At 42.9% G+C, this 21342-nt stretch carries 15 protein-coding genes; 2 read left to right on the forward strand and 13 right to left on the reverse strand.

Annotation, left to right across the window (positions count from 1 at the left end):
* Nucleotides 1–270 precede the first annotated feature (270 nt).
* From D8790_RS06520 to pbp1b, 8 genes are all read right to left on the reverse strand, one after another.
* A complete protein-coding gene (locus D8790_RS06520; protein WP_125388021.1) occupies nt 271–942 on the reverse strand; it encodes a CPBP family intramembrane glutamic endopeptidase in 672 nt (223 codons plus the stop codon).
* 256 nt (nt 943–1198) lie between these two features.
* Nucleotides 1199–4843 (reverse strand): DNA-directed RNA polymerase subunit beta', encoded by a 3645-nt coding sequence (gene rpoC / locus D8790_RS06525; RefSeq protein ID WP_125373452.1) that lies wholly within the window; start codon nt 4841–4843, stop codon nt 1199–1201.
* A gap of 38 nt (nt 4844–4881) precedes the next feature.
* Entirely contained in the window at nt 4882–8454 is a 3573-nt protein-coding gene (gene rpoB / locus D8790_RS06530) for a DNA-directed RNA polymerase subunit beta (RefSeq protein WP_125388022.1), read from the reverse strand.
* A 579-nt stretch (nt 8455–9033) separates the two neighbouring features.
* Entirely contained in the window at nt 9034–9549 is a 516-nt protein-coding gene (locus D8790_RS06535; RefSeq protein ID WP_125388023.1) for a hypothetical protein, read from the reverse strand.
* Nucleotides 9536–11152 carry an ATP-binding protein gene (locus D8790_RS06540; protein WP_125388024.1) on the reverse strand — a complete coding sequence of 539 codons (1617 nt, stop codon included), beginning with the start codon at nt 11150–11152 and terminating at the stop codon, nt 9536–9538. Before D8790_RS06540 ends, D8790_RS06535 begins: the two co-directional genes overlap by 14 nt.
* Nucleotides 11143–11502, reverse strand: coding sequence for a hypothetical protein (locus tag D8790_RS06545; RefSeq protein WP_125388025.1), 360 nt, complete (start codon nt 11500–11502; stop codon nt 11143–11145). The genes D8790_RS06540 and D8790_RS06545 overlap by 10 nt, the downstream gene beginning before the upstream one ends.
* Nucleotides 11502–11777 carry a TIGR04197 family type VII secretion effector gene (locus D8790_RS06550; protein ID WP_125388026.1) on the reverse strand — a complete coding sequence of 92 codons (276 nt, stop codon included), beginning with the start codon at nt 11775–11777 and terminating at the stop codon, nt 11502–11504. The genes D8790_RS06545 and D8790_RS06550 overlap by 1 nt, the downstream gene beginning before the upstream one ends.
* Nucleotides 11778–11818: 41 nt before the next feature.
* Nucleotides 11819–14185, reverse strand: a complete 2367-nt coding sequence (gene pbp1b, locus D8790_RS06555) for a penicillin-binding protein PBP1B (RefSeq protein ID WP_376739452.1) — start codon at nt 14183–14185, stop codon at nt 11819–11821.
* A gap of 196 nt (nt 14186–14381) precedes the next feature.
* Here pbp1b and tyrS point away from each other — a divergent pair, with 196 nt between their 5' ends.
* Nucleotides 14382–15638 carry a tyrosine--tRNA ligase gene (gene tyrS / locus D8790_RS06560; protein WP_125388027.1) on the forward strand — a complete coding sequence of 419 codons (1257 nt, stop codon included), beginning with the start codon at nt 14382–14384 and terminating at the stop codon, nt 15636–15638.
* Between the two features lie 73 nt (nt 15639–15711).
* Here the strand turns inward: tyrS and D8790_RS06565 are convergent, their stop codons facing one another.
* Together D8790_RS06565 and D8790_RS06570 are read right to left on the reverse strand one after the other, a co-directional pair.
* Nucleotides 15712–17790 (reverse strand): heavy metal translocating P-type ATPase, encoded by a 2079-nt coding sequence (locus D8790_RS06565; protein ID WP_045498148.1) that lies wholly within the window; start codon nt 17788–17790, stop codon nt 15712–15714.
* 1 nt (nt 17791) lies between these two features.
* Nucleotides 17792–18070, reverse strand: coding sequence for a DUF6110 family protein (locus tag D8790_RS06570; RefSeq protein ID WP_000910910.1), 279 nt, complete (start codon nt 18068–18070; stop codon nt 17792–17794).
* A 151-nt stretch (nt 18071–18221) separates the two neighbouring features.
* Between D8790_RS06570 and D8790_RS06575 the strand changes: the two genes are divergently transcribed.
* A complete protein-coding gene (locus D8790_RS06575) occupies nt 18222–19070 on the forward strand; it encodes a methyltransferase domain-containing protein (RefSeq protein ID WP_125388028.1) in 849 nt (282 codons plus the stop codon).
* Between the two features lie 69 nt (nt 19071–19139).
* On the opposite strand, the gene D8790_RS06580 is transcribed toward D8790_RS06575, so the two are convergent.
* The 3 genes from D8790_RS06580 to D8790_RS06590 form a co-directional block, all read right to left on the reverse strand.
* The gene (locus D8790_RS06580; protein WP_005591277.1) at nt 19140–20270 is read right to left on the reverse strand and encodes an ABC transporter ATP-binding protein; all 1131 of its coding nucleotides are present in this window, start codon (nt 20268–20270) and stop codon (nt 19140–19142) included.
* A 198-nt stretch (nt 20271–20468) separates the two neighbouring features.
* Entirely contained in the window at nt 20469–21032 is a 564-nt protein-coding gene (locus D8790_RS06585; protein ID WP_125388029.1) for a DUF6287 domain-containing protein, read from the reverse strand.
* A gap of 68 nt (nt 21033–21100) precedes the next feature.
* Nucleotides 21101–21316 carry a heavy-metal-associated domain-containing protein gene (locus D8790_RS06590; RefSeq protein ID WP_125383737.1) on the reverse strand — a complete coding sequence of 72 codons (216 nt, stop codon included), beginning with the start codon at nt 21314–21316 and terminating at the stop codon, nt 21101–21103.
* Between the last annotated feature and the right edge of the window lie 26 nt (nt 21317–21342).

The raw sequence follows: 21342 nt of genomic DNA on the forward strand, positions 1-21342 counted from the left end.
AAAGCAAGTTAGGCCTCGATAAAGCAAAACGATTGGTCATCGGATGAACCAAAAGCAGCAAGACCGATTGCATTAGCATAGCTACTAATAATATTTGGATAGATTTTTGAAATGTGAGCCTCATTTTTTACTCCCTAAAGCTAAGATACAATTCTCATTATAGAACAAAAGATTCGCTTTGCTAGCTCCATGTCCTCAAAAGTCACTTTTTATCCCTGAAATGTCAAAAAAGAGGTCAATCTGACCTCTTCATCCATGAATGATATATCGTTAACTTTGTGAGATGATCATCACCAAAATAGCAATGGCATTCCGTAACATATGGGCTAAAATTCCCATTTCCAAACGCTTAGTCTGGTGAACTACCAAAGCTAGAACGCCCCCCATACCAGCATAAAGGACAAAACTACCGATGTTGGTCGGACCGTGGAAAAAACCAAAAAGGATAGAACCAACTATCAGACCAATCAACTCATGCTTTGGAAACAGCTTTTGGGGAATCAAACCACGGAAAATAATCTCTTCCAAAATTGGCGCTGAAAAAACAGCTCCCACAATAAGCAAAACAACGGGCGTACTCTGAAACAAGTTTTGCAAAGCAGTTTGATTGGCTGTCGTTCCTGAAAGTTGGCCCTCTAGAACCATAATAATCGCAGCAAAAATACTAACTCCGAAAGTTATCAGATAGGATAATACTAGCCAGATCACTGATTTTAAATTAAAAAAACTAAAATCAAGGGTCAATAAGCCTTCTTTTTTGGCCATTCGCAGGGCATAAAAAATAATCAGCAAATAAACCATCAGGACAAGCAAGGTGTATCCCATTGAAAAACTTTGATCTCGACCTTTGTAAAACTGGATCAGCACAAAAGGAACTTGAGTCTGGACGGCTAAAAACAAAGCCAGTAAACTATATTCTACTTTTTGCAAAAAAATTTTCATTTCTTCCTCCTTTTACTTAGTATATCGAATTTTTCCCTTCCTGTACAGCTAAGAGCCATATAAAATCAAAAAATGTGCCATCATGCTCACTAGGAAGCTCCTTTCCTAAGCTTTCGATTCAATATAGCAACAAAATGGATATCTGAAACCTCCAGTTGTATTCTAACTGTGCCCCCTCCGTCCAAGCTAACAAAAAAGAAGAGAATACAAGATTCTCTTCCTGATAGACTTTTATATTATAAACTTAAGCAAGCTCTTATGATTCTACGCTTGTTTCAACTTCTTCAGTCTCTGCTGTTTCCACAACTTCGTCAATAATTTCAACTTCATTGATTGCTTGTGGTTCCAAGTTACGGTAACGGGCCATACCAGTACCAGCTGGGATAATCTTACCGATGATAACATTTTCCTTGAGTCCGAGCAGATGGTCTTTCTTACCACGGATAGCAGCATCTGTCAGGACACGAGTTGTTTCCTGGAAGGAAGCTGCAGACAGGAAGCTGTTCGTTTCAAGGGAAGCTTTGGTGATTCCCATGAGGACTGGACGAGCTGTCGCAGGTACACCGCCTGAGATAACCACATCACGGTTAGCATCTGTAAAGTCAGTGATATCCATGAGAGTTCCCATGAGAAGATCTGTGTCACCTGGATCCATGACGCGCACCTTGCGAATCATTTGACGAACCATTACCTCAATGTGTTTGTCGCCGATTTCTACCCCTTGGCTGCGGTAAACTTTTTGTACTTCAGCAAGCAGGTAAGTTTCAACAGACAAGACATCGCGGACAGCCAGCAAGTGCTTAGGTTGGATAGAACCTTCGGTCAAGGCAGCACCGCGAGAGACTTGGTCGCCCACTTCCACCTTCATGCGTGCTGTAAATGGCACCACATATTCACCTTCACCAGTTGCACCTGTAACAAAGACTTTCTTAGTACGAGTAGATGCATCTTCTTCGATAGCAGTAACTTCACCCTTGACTTCTGTGATGACCGCTTCCCCTTTCGGATTGCGGGCTTCAAAGATTTCTTGGACACGAGGAAGACCTTGAGTGATATCGGTATTTGAGGCAACCCCACCCGTGTGGAAGGTACGCATAGTCAGCTGTGTACCAGGTTCCCCGATAGATTGGGCAGCGATGGTTCCGACTGCTTCACCGACTTCAACTGCATCGCCAGTCGCCAAGTTGATACCATAACAATGACGGCAGACACCGTGGCGAGTGTTACATGTAAATACGGAACGGATAGTAACTTCTTCCACACCAGCATTGACAATCTCACGCGCCTTGTCTTCTGTGATCAATTCATTTGGACCGATGATAACTGCGCCAGTTTCTGGATGTTTAACCGTCTTCTTAGTGTAACGACCATTGAGACGTTCTTCCAGAGACTCGATCATTTCCTTGCCTTCTGTGATAGAAGTGATGAGCAAGCCGCGGTCTGTACCACAGTCGTCCTCACGGATAATCACATCTTGAGCAACGTCAACCAGACGGCGAGTCAAGTAACCTGAGTCGGCTGTCTTGAGGGCCGTATCGGTCATACCCTTACGGGCACCATGAGTAGAGAAGAACATTTCCAATACAGACAAACCTTCGCGGAAGTTTGAAAGGATTGGCAACTCCATGATACGTCCGTTTGGCGCAGCCATCAGACCACGCATACCGGCAAGCTGTGAGAAGTTAGAGATGTTACCACGGGCTCCAGAGTCCATCATCATAACGATTGGGTTCTTCGGATCTTGGTTGGCAACCAAGCGTTTTTCTAGTTTTTCACGGGCAGCACGCCATTCAGCTGTAACAGCATTGTAGCGTTCGTCATCAGTAATCATACCACGACGGAATTGCTTGGTGATTTGGTCTACACGCTTGTGAGACTCTTCAATGATCTCTGCCTTGTCTTCAACAACTGGGATATCAGCGATACCCACTGTCAAACCAGCCAGAGTAGAATGGTGGTAACCTAAGTCTTTCAAGCGGTCCAGCAGGGCAGATGTTTCTGTCGTGCGGAAGCGTTTGAAGATTTCAGCGATGATATTTCCTAGATTTTTCTTCTTGAACGGAATATTTAACTCTAGGGCTTCAATAGCAGACTTGATGTCTTTACCTGGCTCCAAGAAGTATTTAGCTGGTACACCTTCTGTCAAGTTAGCATTCGTTGGCTCTTGTAGGTAAGGCAGCTCTTCTGGCATGATGTCGTTGAAGAGAATCTTACCTACTGTGGTCATGAGGATCTTGTGTTTTTGATCTTCTGTCCAAGGTTTGTTGAGACTATCTGTCGCAATACCTACACGAGTGTGCAAGTGGACATAGCCATTACGCAAGGCCATCACAGCTTCGTCACGGTCTTTAAAGACCATACCTTCGCCTTCACGTCCTGCTTCTTCCATGGTCAGGTAGTAGTTACCCAAGACCATATCCTGAGATGGTGTGACAACTGGTTTTCCATCTTTCGGATTCAAGATGTGCTCAGCAGCCAGCATGAGGATACGAGCTTCAGCCTGTGCTTCTTCAGACAATGGAACGTGGATGGCCATTTGGTCACCGTCAAAGTCGGCATTGTAGGCTTCACAGACCAATGGGTGCAAGCGAAGAGCTTTACCGTCAATCAAAACTGGCTCAAAGGCTTGGATACCCAAACGGTGAAGGGTCGGTGCGCGGTTAAGGAGCACTGGGTGTTCTTTGATAACATCTTCCAGGACATCCCAGATGCGCTCATCGCCACGCTCTACCATGCGCTTAGCAGCTTTCACATTCTGTGCATAATCACGAGCAACAATTTCCCGCATGACAAACGGCTTGAAGAGCTCGATCGCCATTTCACGTGGCACACCACATTGATACATTTTCAATGTCGGACCAACAGCGATAACGGAACGACCTGAGAAGTCAACCCGTTTACCCAGCAAGTTTTGACGGAAACGTCCTTGTTTCCCTTTGAGCATGTGACTCAAAGACTTAAGTGGACGGCTACCTGGACCTGTGATCGGACGACCACGACGACCATTGTCAATCAAAGCATCAACCGCTTCTTGTAGCATCCGCTTCTCATTTTGAACGATGATACCTGGTGCATTTAACTCGAGCAAACGAGCCAAACGGTTGTTCCGGTTGATAACGCGGCGGTAAAGGTCATTCAAGTCAGATGAGGCAAAGCGGCCACCGTCCAACTGCAACATTGGACGTAGATCTGGCGGAATGACTGGCAGGATGTTGAGAATCATCCATTCTGGCTTATTGCCAGAGCGGTAGAAGGCATCCAAAACGTCCAAACGACGAATGGCCTTGATTCGTTTTTGACCAGAAGCTGTTTTCAATTCTTCCTTGAGAGCTGCAATTTCTGTTTCCAAATCCACTTGTTTCAGCAAGTCTTGGATCGCTTCTGCTCCCATCTTGGCAACGAATGAACCTGCACCATATTCACGGAGGCGCTCACGGTACTCGCGCTCAGTCATGATTGACTTGTGCTCCAGTGGTGTTTCCTTAGGATCAATCACCACATAAGCCGCAAAATAAATGACTTCTTCCAGAGCGCGCGGACTCATATCTAGAGTCAAGCCCATACGGCTTGGGATTCCCTTGAAATACCAAATGTGAGAAACCGGTGCTTTGAGCTCAATGTGGCCCATACGCTCACGGCGAACCTTGGTCCGTGTTACTTCGACACCACAGCGGTCACAAATAATCCCTTTGTAACGAATCCGTTTGTACTTACCGCAGGCACACTCCCAATCCTTGGTTGGCCCGAAGATCACCTCGTCAAAGAGGCCTTCACGTTCTGGCTTCAAGGTCCGGTAATTGATTGTCTCAGGCTTCTTCACTTCTCCGTAAGACCATGAACGGACCTTACTTGGAGAAGCTAGGGTGATTTGCATACTTTTAAATCGATTTACATCAACCACTATTTCTTACCTTTCTTATTTATCTAATCAGCGACGAATTATTTTTCTTCATTTCCTTCAGCATCAAAAGCTGCTTTAGCTTCTTGAGCCTGTTTTTGACGTGCTTTTTCCAGATCATCCACATGGATCACATCTTCATCCATATCCTCATCCAAGTCACGAAGTTCTACTTCTTGGTCATCTTCGTCAAGGACACGCATGTCAAGACCAAGAGATTGCAATTCTTTCACAAGAACTCGGAAGGATTCTGGAACACCTGGTTTTGGAATTGGTTTCCCTTTGGTAATCGCTTCATAAGCTTTCAAACGTCCGTTGATATCGTCAGACTTGTAAGTCAAGATTTCTTGAAGTACGTTTGACGCACCGTAAGCCTCTAGAGCCCAAACTTCCATTTCCCCGAAACGTTGTCCACCAAACTGAGCTTTACCTCCGAGTGGCTGTTGGGTAACGGTTGAGTATGGACCAACTGAGCGGGCATGGAGCTTATCGTCAACCATGTGGTGGAGCTTGATCATGTACATGACACCGACAGAAACGCGGTTATCAAATGGCTCACCAGTACGTCCATCATAAAGAATTGTCTTAGCATCGCTGTCCATACCAGCTTCACGAACTGTAGACCAGAGATCTTCTGAGCTAGCTCCGTCAAAGACCGGTGTCGCAATGTGGATGCCCAAGTTACGAGCTGCCATACCAAGGTGGAGTTCCATAACTTGACCGATATTCATACGGGATGGCACCCCAAGTGGATTCAACATGATATCGACTGGAGTTCCGTCTGGCAAGTATGGCATGTCTTCCACAGGAACGATACGGGATACAACCCCTTTGTTTCCGTGACGTCCGGCCATCTTATCTCCGACCTTGATCTTACGTTTTTGAGCGATGTAGACACGCACCAACATGTTAACACCTGATTGTAGCTCATCACCGTTAGCACGGGTAAAGATCTTGACATCACGAACAACACCATCGGCACCGTGTGGTACACGAAGAGAAGTGTCACGTACTTCACGAGACTTATCACCAAAGATAGCGTGCAAGAGGCGTTCTTCAGCTGAAAGGTCTTTCTCACCCTTAGGTGTTACTTTACCGACAAGGATATCGCCTTCTTTAACCTCAGCACCGATACGGATAATCCCCATTTCGTCAAGGTCTTTAAGGGCATCTTCACCAACGTTTGGAATTTCACGAGTGATTTCTTCAGGCCCAAGCTTTGTATCACGTGTTTCTGATTCGTATTCTTCGAGGTGGACAGATGTATAGACATCGTCTTTCACCAGACGCTCACTCATGATAACCGCATCCTCGAAGTTGTAACCTTCCCATGTCATGTAGGCAACGATTGGGTTTTGTCCAAGCGCCATTTCTCCATTTTCCATAGAAGGTCCGTCAGCGATAAAGTCGCCTTTTTCAACGACATCGCCAACTTTTACAAGGGTGCGTTGGTTGTAGGCAGTTCCTGAGTTAGAACGACGGAATTTTTGGATGTGGTACACATCTAGTGAACCATCTTCGCGACGAACTTCTACCTTATCCGCATCCGCATAGGTAACCTTACCATCATACTGAGCAATAACCGCCGCACCAGAATCGTGGGCAGCTTGGTATTCCATACCAGTACCGACATAAGGCGCTTTTGGATCAATCAAAGGCACAGCCTGACGTTGCATGTTGGCACCCATGAGGGCACGGTTGGAGTCGTCATTTTCCAAGAAAGGAATACATGCAGTCGCAACGGCAACTACCTGCTTAGGTGATACATCCATGTAGTCTACTTGGTCTGAAGGGAATTCTTGGTTATTACCTTGGTGGCGTCCCATAACGATAGGCTCTGCAAAGCCACCTTTCTCATTAAGTTTAGAGTTTGCCTGAGCTACGATAAATTCATCTTCCTCATCAGCTGTCAGCCAAACAATTTCGTTGGTCACCACACCAGCTTCACGGTCTACCTTACGGTAAGGTGTTTGAATAAATCCGTATTTGTTAAGATGTCCGTAAGAAGACAAGTTATTGATCAAACCGATGTTTGGTCCTTCAGGCGTTTCAATCGGACACATACGACCATAGTGAGTATAGTGCACGTCCCGCACTTCATAACCAGCGCGGTCACGTGTCAAACCACCAGGTCCTAAGGCAGACAGACGACGCTTGTGAGAAAGCTCAGACAGTGGATTGTGTTGGTCCATGAACTGAGACAACTGTGAAGAACCAAAGAATTCTTTAATAGCAGCAGTTACAGGACGAATGTTAATGATTTGTTGCGGTGTGAGAACCTCATTGTCCTGAACGCTCATCCGTTCGCGAACGTTACGCTCCATCCGAGAAAGTCCCAGACGAACCTGGTTAGCCAAAAGCTCACCAACCGCACGAATACGACGGTTCCCCAAGTGGTCAATATCATCCACACGACCGATACCTTCTGCCAAGTTGAGGAAATAGCTCATTTCAGCCAAGATATCAGCTGGTGTTACAGTCCGAACCTTGTCAGATGGGTTCGCATTGCCAATGATGGTCACAACACGATCTGGATCGCTCGGTGCGACAACCTTGAACTTCTGCAATTCTACAGGCTCTGTCAAGACAGCTGAGTCGTTTGGAATATAAGTGATCTTGTTCAAACCATTGTCCAGACGCTCTGCAATGCTGTCAATCACACTGCGAGTCATGACTGTACCAGCTTCGACAAGAATTTCACCTGTTTCAGCATCTACCAGATGTTCTGCCAATGTTTGATTGAGGAGGCGATTCTTGATGTTGAGCTTCTTGTTAATCTTGTAACGACCAACGGCAGCCAAGTCATAGCGATGTGGATCAAAGAAACGAGCCACAAGCAGAGAACGAGAACTTTCAGCCGTCTTAGGCTCGCCTGGACGAAGGCGCTCATAGATTTCTTTCAGAGCTTCATCCGTACGAGAGTCCATTGGGTTCTTGTGAATATCTTTTTCGATGGTGTTGCGCACCAAGTCGCTGTCACCAAAGATGTCCAAGATCTCATCATCACCTGAGAAACCAAGCGCACGCACCAAAGTAGTAAATGGAATTTTACGAGTCCGGTCAATACGAGTGTAGGCAATGTCTTTTGAGTCTGTTTCCAACTCTAACCAAGCTCCGCGGTTAGGAATGACCGTTGAACCGTAGCCAACTTTACCGTTTTTATCAACTTTATCGTTGAAGTAAACCCCTGGCGAACGCACCAACTGAGACACGATAATCCGCTCACCACCGTTGATGATGAAGGTTCCCATTTCAGTCATGATTGGGAAATCACCAAAGAAGACTTCCTGTGTCTTGATTTCACCGGTTTCCTTGTTAATCAGACGGAAAGTCACAAAGATTGGCGCTGAGTAGCTGGCATCGTGAATGCGTGCTTCTTCTAGCGTATATTTAGGCTCACGGATTTCATAGCCGACAAATTCCAATTCCATGGTGTCGGTAAAGTTTGAAATAGGAAGCACATCCTCGAAGACTTCTTTCAAACCATGGTCCAAGAAATCTTTAAACGAGTCTGTTTGAATTTCAATCAAGTTTGGTAAATCAAGAACTTCTTTGATTCTTGAAAAACTACGACGGGTCCGATGTTTCCCGTATTGAACGTCATGTCCTGCCAAGTTTCTAACTCCTTTTTTATTATAAAGTACAGAGGGAGGGAATCGGAGAGAATTGAGATTTTCTGATTATTGGAATACTAACCATTTGCCTCTCATATCGTACTCTTCTTCACTCTTACCAAGGGGAGACCCCTTCTACGCCATTGACTCTCGTCAAAACAGCTACAATCAGTCCTTTTTGCTAAGTTTTTAGAATCTTTAAATTTGCGTTACAAATCCTAGAATTCTGAAAAATAGACACAAAAAGAGCAGCTAAATCTGACTTATAAAAAGTTTGATTTAACTGCTGCAAGCTTTAATCGGACAATATTTCAATTAAAGCACACGACAAATTATTGGTACTATTATACCATATTTATGTAAAAATTCAAGTAGTTTTATCTAATTTCCAGGACACTTTCACTTTAATCTTGAAATAGAAGCATGTTTATTTTAAGTCGCTCTCATCCACTTCCTCGTCGTCATGAACATGTTCACCCTGGATTTTGATGTATCCTTCATGTTTCCTATCCAATTCTTCCCAGAGTGGCTCATCAATAGCCTTCCGAATCTTTATTTATGATTCTTTTATTATATTTCCTATTTAGAAGCTAGTTGCTGTTCCATTTTTTCAAAGAACTGATTCAATTCTGTTTGAACCTGATGTAGTAGCTCTTTTTCTTGAGTCTTATCTATTTCAATTTTTTTCCTAATAGCATCCTTATCTATATAAGTATATCTTGAATAAGTCAATTTTAATTCTTTATCCACGAAAAAACCTGCATCTATTTCTTTACCATCAATTGTAGTAGAAAAATGAATCAGAAGCTCACTGTCTTCCAAACTAGTCGGTGGGCGTACATCCAAGTTTAATTTACCAGGTATTTTAAGTTCATTTATTCCCCATCGGCGAATCACCGGGTCATCCGGAATTCCATAGCCAGCATCTCGGATAATATCCTCGTTATTACCTGCGAGAATACTTGCCAGTAGTTCAATTTTATTGGCAGAAGAAAAATCTGGTTCAGGTTTATCATCAGGGCCAAAGAGCAACCAAATGGCAAAAGCAGTTATTATCAAAAGTAGGATGCTTATTATTTTTTTACGTACCGACATTTTTATCTTCTCCTCGCTTCAAATAATCATAAAAATCTTCTTTTGATTTTTTATGCTCATCCGTATCTGGTTTCCATAAGAAATCCCATCTTTTCCCGTGCTTGATAAATTGTCCACCTGCTGTATTATTTTCAATAAGGTAATTTAGGAAGTTCCTACCGTTTTCTTTATCACCATTTCCCAAGGTCTTATAAAACTCGGCAACTCGATTTGTTTCATTTACAGCAATCTCATTGTTATAATTTGCTTGTATTTTAAAAACATTGTCAGGCTGACCATTTTTAGATATTCTATCATAAACATTTATAGCATCTAGATCCGAAGTGAAGTCATTATCATCATATCTTGTTGAATCTACATCTCCTTTGAAGGAACTTTCATATCGTTCTGTATTAATAGGAAGTTCACCTATTGTCATAGAATTTCCGAGGGTACTTAGTACGTGAGCCAACAGTTCTTTCATGCCTTCTTTCGTAGATAAGTCTCTATCTCCCCAAGCTTGTTCTGTAAACGTTGATAATTGAATGGCTTCATGAGCAAGATCTTTCTTACTGGGAGAAGAGCCTTGTTGGTTTTCAATACTCTCAATAAATAAACCTGCTTCATAATCAGAGAACCCATAATCTTCTTTTAATGTTTTTCGTAACTTATCAATTTTTAATACACCTCCTAAACCAGACCAAGCTGCACGTCCTGTATCCCCAGCATAGACTGGCGAGGCAACCAATCTGTTAAATTCATAAATCACTCTCTCTTTAGACCATCCTTTTGTTTCAGCTTTTTCAAGAATTGATTGCTGCAACTGGTATAAGAGATTTGCTGTTTCAATATCAAAACCATATATATTTACAAAATCATCCACAATAACTTTCTTTTCCTTCTCAGCTTTAGTCACTGGGATATTCTTATCCAGCTTATGTGACTCAATCTTCTGCTCTTTCATCTTCTTGGCCCAACTCATGTCCACACCGTCCGCATAGTAGTTTCCATCACTATCGACAATGATTTCACTTAGTTGTGTGGCTCCTTGAATAGCTAGACGAAGAACTTCTAGACTATCGCTGAAATATTGGGAGACTTGAGCGACAAAGAACTCCAGCTTTTCAATCTTCTCTTCCAATTCTTTAATTTGTGATTCAATTTGCGACTCTGCACTAGAAAGAATCACCAGAGACTCCATGTGAGAAACGATATTAAATGTAGCAATAGACTTCATCCGCTCTAAGAATGATTCTTTTGCTTCAATAGCCTTTTTGATAGAGGCTAGCTGTTTCTCTCTCAATTCTTTTGTCTTCTTCAGCTGATCCAGATCGAGGTTGCCATACTCTGATACCTGAGCATCGGCAATCCTATATGAATTTAACTCCGTTTGAAGGTCGTCCACTGCAGCCTGTAGCTTCTTAATGGCAGGAATGATAATTTCTGAAAAAAGGCCCTTACCTGCTGTATAGGCTGCTCCCATGAGTTCTCCAGAGTCTAGGGTGGCTATCAGGTGGTCACATCCCTGAGACAATCGGTCTGTCACCTCATTGGCCACTTGAATATTATTAGCCATAGCCTCCATCAGCTGTGAGGACTCCGATGCACTGTACTTTACTCCCATGGTAAAGAGTTCCTTTCTTTCGTCAATCTTTCTCGATTTTCATCTAATTTTTGCCGAACTTTCCTTGTTTGTTTGGAAACATTGTCCAACTCTTGCTCTACGTAGCTGTCAATTGCTTGTTGCAAGGCTTGGTTTTCTTCCCATATTTTACGATTGGTATGACTTGTCTCTGATACGGGATCTATCAAGTTTTCTATTTGGGCATTTATCGTCCAGATATCTGCACGAAAATCCATTACCTTCTCTTCGTAACGTCTTTTGATAACTAAAAGATCTTCTTCTTGATTCTCAAGCTGGATGATTTGCTTATATAATTGTTCACGTTTTTCTTGATTTTTATCTTTTATCATCAGTTGCTCCAACGTTGTGCCTGCTCTATATCGCGTTTCTCAATTTTTGCAGCAATTTCTGGAAATTTATTAGCCTGAGTTAAGACGGCCGAACTGAAGTCACTGACAGCCTGCAACATTTGATTGCAGGCTTGACGACCAGCTTCCATTCCAGCAATATCACTTGTATAGCCAAATTCAACTTGATTGTTCCTGAAGGCTGAAGTATCCACTCCTACTAATTCACTAATTGCGGAACTTGCTGCGATAGTATCTGAAGAAATCTTCCCTGACATCTAGTATTCCCTACCTTTCGTTCTAATTGTTAGGCAATTTCTCATTGGCTATTACGATTGGTGTTGCCAGTGGTACCACCCAAGATTGCTCCCCAAGCTCTCTGATAATCCGCATCTGATGCCCCAATACTAAAGCGGTAGCTCGTCGTAGGCGCGCCATTCTTGGCCCAGTAGCTAGGAACGGTCGGACCGCTTAGATTGATGGAGCGACCATTGATTGTGACGGTTCCTGGTCTTTCTCCAGTAGACTTGAGAACATCAGACTTGATAACACTCGAATCAAGATTGAACTTCTCTCCGATTCCCCAGGCCTCTGGATCCGCTTCATAAATGGCATTGGCCAGATAAGCCATATAGGCCGCATTATTATTGTAGCCTGTTAAGGCAGCCATAGAGGTGTTGTCATCATGACCAATCCAGCCTCCAAGGGTCATCCGAGGAGTGGAAAGCATGAGCCACATGTCACCATTGCTGTTGGTTGTACCTGTCTTACCAATCCAGTCTGCACCTGCCAAGGTACCATTGACTTGACTAATCCTTGATTTAAAGGTCGTAGTTGCACCAGAATTGAGCACACCTCGCATCAATCCTTGCATAATCGTTGCAGTAGCAGGCGAGTAAACCTGAACTGGTTTTGCCTTATGCTCATAAACCACCTTGCCGTCAGGAGCTGTGATCTTTTCAATCATATACTTTTCTTGATAAGAACCGTTATTCGCCAAGGTCTGGAAACCGTTGGTGTGCTGGGCAACCGAAACCTCGATTCCCCCACCCATTGGTAGACTTTCAATATCGTAGTTGTCAATATGGTAGCCCATTTTTTCCATATAGCCTCGGACATTCACACCCTTCTCACGAAGTGCACGATAGGTCCAATAAGCTGGAATATTCCAAGAAGTATTGAGGGCTTCCTGCAGGTCCATCATGCCTGTCCCGCGACTATCCACGTGCATAATTGGCTCACCGCTAGAGAAGTTCGTCGGATAATTGGAAAGGACACTTGCACTTCCCATCAGCCCTTGGTCAATGGCAATCCCATAAGCTAAAATCGGCTTGATAGTCGAACCAGGAGATCTTTCCGTATCAAAAGCATGGTTGTTTTGATTAGAACTATAGTCTCTACCACCGACAAAACCAATAATGGCTCCTGTTTTATTGTCCTGAAGAACATTTCCAACCTCGACCATTCCTGTCCCATCATCCAAGAGACCACCGTAGTTGGCAACAGCATTCTGCATCGCCTGATGAATCGAATGATTGATGGTTGTTGTGACCGTATAGCCACCCTCGCTCAGCTCTTTTCGAGCCAACTCTTGATAAGCTTCAACCGTTGCATTATTTTTTAATTCTTGCTGGGATACATTGTCCCGCTGAATCAAATACTGATACATGGCCGTCTGCGCTTCTGAAAAAGCTGTATGGTAGAGGTAACTATGCGAGCTCTTTTGAAGGCTCTCAGTCGATTTAAAATCTTGCGTCAGATCATAGTCTTTGTACTGCTGATAGTCTGCCTCACTCAGTCGACCTGTACGGTACATATTATACAAAACATTCCGAGCCCGCTCTAGACCTAAAGCCATATCATCTGGACTCTTCATGCTACCATCAGAGGCATAGGGCGAATAAACAATCGGACTCTGAGGCAATCCAGCAATAAAAGCAGCCTGCGGAATACTCAAATCCTTGGCTGATACACCAAAAATCCCTTGAGCTGCTTCTTCCACTCCAGCAATATTTTGCCCCTTATTATTCCGACCAAAAGGTGCCACATTCAAATAAGCAGTCAGAATGTCATCCTTAGACATATAGCGTTCCAAAGCCAAGGCATCAACAATCTCTACTGCCTTCCGCTTGAAAGTCGGAGCATCTCCCACGACCTGCTGCTTGATCAACTGCTGAGTTAAGGTCGAGCCCCCGCTGGATGAACCAACTCCAACTACTGAACCCAAGGTTGCCCGCAGAACAGCCTTGGGCACAACACCATTGTGAGTTTCAAAGTTCTCATCTTCCGTCGCAATGATAGCATTTTTGACATTATCCGAAATCGCATCGCTGGCAACTGGGATCCGCAACAAATCATTATCGATTTCAGAAATCAACTCTCCGTTAGCATAGGTCAGCTTCGAAATCCCAGAAATCTTATTGACCTGACTTACCAGCTCCTCCTGCTTCGGCACGGAGACATCACTAAAAAGGCTAGCGGCATAGCCCAATCCGAGTCCAGCCCCCAATACTATTCCAAAAAAGATAAACACAAAAGCGACATTTAAGAGTAGTTTTACTGTCCGGAAAATAACGGAAACAATATCAAGTACCGACCATGTCTCTCCTTTTGGCTTAGACGTCTTAGCAGGTGAGGGCTCCCCCTTACCAAACTGTTTCAACTTTTTTATAAATGGTTTCAACATAGATTCTCCTTATCGACTATTATAGCAAACATCAGCAGATTATATCAAGAAAGAGCTAATTCTAGCGCTTTTACAGGAATTATTTTCTGGCTACTCATTGCTATTTGTCCCGTTTGTGATACAATAGAGGGATAAAACAAAAAAATACTTGAGCAAGGGCAAAATCCTTTGCTATCTTAGAAAAGGAGAGACAACTATGCACATTTTTGATGAGCTGCAAGAGCGTGGTTTGATTTTTCAAACGACTGATGAAGAAGCTTTGCGTAAAGCCTTAGAAGAAGGGCAGGTCTCTTATTATACTGGATACGATCCAACAGCGGACAGTCTGCACTTAGGTCACTTGGTAGCTATTTTGACCAGTCGCCGCTTACAGTTAGCTGGTCACAAACCTTACGCCCTCGTCGGTGGTGCAACAGGTTTGATTGGTGACCCATCCTTTAAAGATGCGGAGCGTAGCCTTCAAACCAAGGAAACCGTTGATGGCTGGGTTCAGTCTATCCAAGGCCAACTGTCACGCTTTCTTGACTTTGAAAATGGCGAAAACAAGGCTATCATGGTCAACAACTACGACTGGTTTGGTAGCATCAGCTTCATTGACTTCCTCCGTGATGTTGGTAAATACTTCACTGTCAACTACATGATGAGCAAGGAATCCGTAAAAAAACGGATCGAGACAGGGATTTCTTACACAGAGTTTGCTTACCAAATCATGCAAGGTTACGACTTCTTTGTCCTTAACCAAGACCACAATGTAACTCTGCAAATCGGTGGTTCTGACCAGTGGGGAAATATGACAGCTGGTACCGAATTGCTTCGTCGTAAGGCTGACAAGACAGGTCACGTTATTACTGTTCCCCTTATCACTGATGCGACTGGTAAGAAATTTGGTAAATCAGAAGGAAACGCGGTCTGGCTCAATGCTGACAAGACTTCTCCATACGAAATGTACCAATTCTGGATGAATGTTATGGACGCTGACGCTGTTCGCTTCTTGAAGATCTTTACTTTCTTGTCACTCGATGAGATTGAAGACATCCGCAAACAGTTTGAAGCTGCTCCACACGAACGCTTGGCTCAAAAAGTCCTCGCTCGTGAAGTAGTAACTCTTGTCCACGGTGAAGAAGCCTACAAAGAAGCCCTTAACATTACCGAGCAACTTTTTGCTGGAAACATCAAAAACCTTTCTGTCAAAGAACTCAAACAAGGACTTCGTGGCGTGCCAAATTATCAGGTACAAGCCGACGAAAACCTTAACATCGTGGAAATCCTCGTGTCATCTGGTGTGGTCAACTCAAAACGCCAAGCCCGAGAAGATGTACAAAATGGAGCCATCTATGTCAATGGCGACCGCATCCAAGACCTGGACTATGTTTTGGGTGACGCAGACAAGTTAGAGAACGAACTCACCGTTATCCGCCGTGGTAAGAAGAAATACTTCGTCCTTACATACTAAAACATTCAAAACTTATCCACACAAACAAAAGGAGTTACTCTTCCCTGAGATAACTCCTTTTGCTTATGGTTGATTAAAATCTTCTTACATATCTATTCTTAACAGAAAGACTACGAAGTACAATTCGCAAAGTTGTGAGGTTATGTAAGATAGAAAGATTGGAAGGACTAAGCCAGTTAAATAAACCAAAGCCAATCAAACTACTGTTTACGACGATAGTTTCTTGGATATTCTTCTGAATCAGTTTTTGCAAAGACGATGAAAGAGAGTCTAATTCTTCAAAAAAATCCAAGCGATTATCTAATAATAATATATCGCTCATTTGCTTAGAAATATCTGCACTTTCATTCATCACAACACCAATATCCGCAAGGGTTAGAGCTGCCGAGTCATTCAGGCCGTCTCCGACCATTAAGACAGCATGACCAGATTGCTGTAACTCCTGCACCAATTCAAATTTTCCATCAGGTTTCAAATCTGTATAAACTTGATCAAACGGCAAATCTTTTACAAGTTCTTCCGTTCTAACCAAGGTATCACCTGTTGCTAAAATCAGTTTCTTTCCTTGAGCTTTGAGCTTTTCTAAGGCAACTTTTGCTTCTTTTCTCAAAGGAGTATGGATACAGAACATCCCAATAAGATCATTGCGATAGCCCAAGAACAGTAGATTGTAGTGATTCTTATATTCTTCGATCAGGGCATTTTGTTCAGGACTAATATTGATTTGCTCGTCTTGCATCAGGACAAAATTTCCGATGACAACCGATTCACCATCAATATGGGACTTAATTCCCTTGCTTGCAATATATTGGAGTTTCCCATGCATTTCCTCATGTTCAATTCCCTCTATCTCAGCTTGCTTGACAATGGCATTAGCGATAGGATGATAGATGTGCTCCTCAAGACAGGCACTGATTCTGAGAATATCTTCCTCACTATAGTCTCCAAAAGGTAACACCTTTTCAACTATAGGATAGCTAGTTGTGATTGTCCCCGTCTTATCAAATAAGAAGGTATCGACTTCCAGATATTTCTCCAGAACATCCCCATCCTTAATCACCATTTCACGATTCAAACCCTCCTTGATAGCCGTTAAATAAGCTACAGGAGTAGAGATTTTCAAAGCGCAGGAGAAATCGACCAATAAGAAAGAAATAGCCTTAGAAAAAGAACCTGTTAATAGGTAAGTCAGACCAGCACCCAAGAAATTATATTTGACGACCTTATCCGCCATCTTGATGAAATAGCGTTGTTTCGTTTTCTTGTTTTCTTCAGATTTCTTCATCAACTCAATTAGCTGTAAAATACGGCTGTTCATCTGATTATCGGTTACACGAATGCGTAACTCTCCAGTTTCTAATACTGTATTTGCACAAACCAAATCAGACTCTCTTTTTTCAACTGGAAAACTCTCTCCTGTCAAGGAGCTTTCGTTGACCATACCTAAACCTGAAACTACTTGTCCATCAAACAGAATTTCATTTCCTTGAGATAGGACCAAGACATCTCCTATTTGAACATCGGAACTCTTGATACTAACAACCGTATCCCCCTGTACTAGAAATACATCGCTCTCTTTTGCAAGAAGGCTTTGTTCTAAATCTGTTGCAGTTTTTTTCAAGGACCACTGATCTAAATGATTCCCCAAATCAAGCATAAACATGATATTGCTAGCCGTCTTAGATTGGTTCATAAACAAGGACAATAAAATCGCCGAACAGTCCAGGACCTCCATCGTTAGTTCCTTGCGCGCTAGTGTTTGATAAGCTTCTCTAATATAGCCAAAAGCCTGATAACAAGTCCATATATAGCGAATAGGATACGGCACAAAACTACGAAAAAGTATACGCTTAATCGCTGCACCTGAAACAATAGAATAAGCACTCTCTTCTCTACGAATGGGAAGAGTCATCAACTCAGAAACTTTCCCTTTATCAATTCTTTTTAAAAAGGCTTCTGCATTGTCTAATACAGAGAAGCCTTCTTTTATACGTAGAGTAAAGTGCTGTTGATCCATGTAAAACTGGATGGACTCAATCCCCTTTTCATCTCTCGCCAAGGAACGAAGATAGTCTTGAATATCCAAGGTGAGTGAAAAAGAAGATGATAGTCGGATATGTTGGTATCCTCTATGTAGCACTTTAAAAGACATATTATTCCCCTATAAGGCTATCTAATTGCTCTTCTTTTTTCTCTTGCTCGTACAAATATTTGGCATCTTGCAAGACATCGTCTCCATGTTGTTTCACAACAGAAACAGATGCATCTAGCCCGTCTTTCAACTTGTAAGCCTTAGCCAAAGCTTTAGAATAACCTTTTTTAGCTTCCTTACTTGCTAAGATTTTCAAGCCAAGGGTACCAAATGCGACACCACCCAAAAATAGTGAAGATTTTTTCGCAACTTTTGCAACGGTTAATACTTCTTTTAACATACTTATTTCCTCCTTATCATTATTATATAGAAATTTAGATATAAAAGCAATTTCATTTTATAAATTGGAGAATTAGTTTTATTTCTACTGAATCTCCCATCTACTTACTCCTAAAGTTGCTTTCACTTGTCTCTTTTGATACACTTAAACTATGAATACAAACCTCAAACCCAAACTCCAGCGTTTTGCCACAGCGACCGCTTTTGCCTGTCCCATCTGCAAGGAAGAGCTGCAGCTGATGGATAGCAGCCTTAAATGCCAACATCGGCATTCTTATGACTTGGCTAAGTTTGGCTATGTAAATCTAGCACCTCAAATCAAGCAGCCCAAAGACTACGATAAGGCCAGTTTTCAAAATCGGCAGTTGATCTTAGAAGCAGGATTCTACCAAGCTATCTTAGAGGCTGTCTCAAACTTGCTTGCAAGCTCAGAATCTGCTAAAACAGTCTTAGATATTGGATGCGGTGAGGGCTTCTACTCTCGTAAACTCCAAGAAACCCATCCCCAAAAAACCTTCTATGCTTTCGATATTTCAAAAGATTCCATTCAGTTGGCGGCCAAGAGCGACAGCAGTTTCGCAGTCAATTGGTTCGTCGGTGATTTGGCCAAGCTACCGCTACAAGATGCCAGCATGGACATCATTTTAGACATCTTTTCTCCAGCCAATTATCAGGAATTTCGGCGAGTCATGTCTGACAATGCCCTCCTCATCAAGGTCATCCCCACCGAGCGCCATCTTCAAGAAATTCGCCAAAAAGCCGCTAGACAGCTCAGCAACAAGGATTACTCTAACCAAGAAGTCATCCAGCATTTCCAAGAGCACTTCGATATAATCTCCGAGATTACTGTCGAGTCCAGCCAGTCCTTGACTGCCGAAAGCCGAACAGCTCTTTTAGCAATGACACCACTCCTCTTTCACGTTGAGCAAGACCAGATCGACTGGACTGACCTCACCCAAGTAACCATTGCAGCTACCATTCTTGTCGGAAAAGCAAAATAAAGAAAAGATAGTCCGCAGACCAAATGCATTCCGTTTGGCTTGCTGACTATCTTTTTTATAACTCATATTTTAATAAACTGTTTTCTCTGTTTCGAAATCAAAGAAATGCGCCTTGTTCAGGTCAAAACCAAGGTCAATTCCAGCACCTGTTTCTGAATAGTCACGAGCATCTACCCGCGCGATAAACTCGCTGTCACCAACTTGACAGTAAAGGTGAGACTCAGAACCCAAAAGCTCAGAGACAGAAATAGTCGCATGGACCACAGAGTCTGGGAAGGTCTCTAAGAAAGCAGGTTCTGTATTAATGTCTTCTGGACGAATACCAAAGATCAACTTCTTGCCGTCATAACCCTTCTCACGCAGAACCTTCAGTGTTCCTTCTGGCACTGTCAAACGCAAGCCATCGGCAACAATTTCATTCCCCTCAAGTGTCACAGTGATAAAGTTCATGGCTGGGCTACCAATGAAGCCCGCCACAAACTTGTTGACTGGATTTCTGTAGACTTCTTGTGGGCTACCGATTTGTTCTACTCGACCAATGGTTCCAGTTCCAGCAGGATTCTTGGTTGCTGACATGATAACAATGCGGTCAGCCAGCGTCATCGCTTCTGTCTGGTCGTGGGTAACATAAATGGTTGTTGCTCCGATACGGCGATGGATTTTGGCAATCTCAGCACGCATGGACACCCGCAGCTTCGCATCCAAGTTTGACAAAGGCTCGTCCATTAGGAAAACCTTTGCATCACGCACGATAGCGCGACCCATGGCGACACGCTGACGTTGACCACCTGACAAGTCCGCTGGCTTGCGATCCAAGAATTCTTTCAAACCAAGGATTTCAGCTGCTTCTTGCACCCGCTTGTCGATATCTTCCTTGCTGTACTTGCGAAGTTTGAGCCCGAAAGCCATGTTATCGTAGACTGTCATGTGTGGATAGAGGGCATAGTTCTGGAAGACCATAGCAATATCGCGGTCTTTTGGCGCCACGTCATTGACCACTTTACCATCAATGGATGCTGTTCCTTCTGTAATATCCTCAAGACCCGCAATCATACGCAGCGTTGTGGATTTCCCACATCCTGACGGACCAACGAAAACGATAAATTCCTTGTCCTTAATGTCCAAATTAAAGTCTTCAACAGAATAGTGCTCACTGTTTGGATACTTCTTATAAATATTTTTCAGATTTAATTCAACCATAAGTTCCCCTTTACTTTATGTGAAAATAGTTGCCTTTGAAACCCCTAAAAATTTCAAAGCGCTTTCATAAAAATATTATATCCTTTTTTAATTATTATTTCAAGCATTTATTCAAACGTTTGCACAATTTTTTATCATATTTTAACTAACTACTCTTTTAAAACAAAAAATAGGATAGAAAATTTCTATCCGACACGACTAGTTAGTAACACGATAATAAAATTGACCTTGTTCATCAAAGCTATTCATCCCAACTCCCGTCCATAGACGATCTTGGCTGGCATCTGAGCTATCTTGGAAATTTTCTTTATTCACAAGCTTGATACCTTTTGGAATGAATTCTAGCAAGAAACCACCAGTTTCACCGCCGTATACACCGCCAGAAGCTGTTCCATAATCCGTTAACGATGCTCCATACAGCTCATAGCTATCAGAAACTAACCCTTTATCATTGAACACCAGCTGGTGACCAGCAGCATTCTGCCAGGTTCCTTTTACACTGGAGTAGTCTCCATTGGCCAAGGCCGAAATATCCATTGATTTTTTCTCCTCTTGCGTCTTTTCTAGACTAACTTCTGCTGAGCTTTGACTGCTTGTGGCAGAAGAAGACGATTCTGCAACACTCTGGCTAGAAGCTACTTGAGAAGATTCCTGAGTAGTACTCGAACTTGTTTGAGTAGAATTAACTTCCTTGCTAGAGCAGGCTGCCAAAGTCGATAGAGCTAAGCAACATAATAAAGGATAGACTATTTTCTGCTTCATGGCTTTCTCCTTATCCAATAAATGATTACTAATATTATAGACTTTTTCAGCCTATTTTACAAGTTGGCTCAGCTATCCTGCACCGCTAAGACCTTATAGATGGTTTTGCTCAAAGCCGCCTGATAATCCTCTGCACTCAAGGATCTATCCGCAATAATCTCTGCTGTCTGCTTGTCCAGATCTACTGTCACATCTGACACTCCCTCCATAGATAGGAAGTGCTGGGTAACGTGTTTAACACAGTTTTGACAAGATAAGTTTTCTAATTGGACAGTTTGTTTCATAGATTTATTCCTCCGTATATTCCTTC

This window comes from Streptococcus cristatus (assembly GCF_003943535.1).
Taxonomy (GTDB): domain Bacteria; phylum Bacillota; class Bacilli; order Lactobacillales; family Streptococcaceae; genus Streptococcus; species Streptococcus cristatus_L.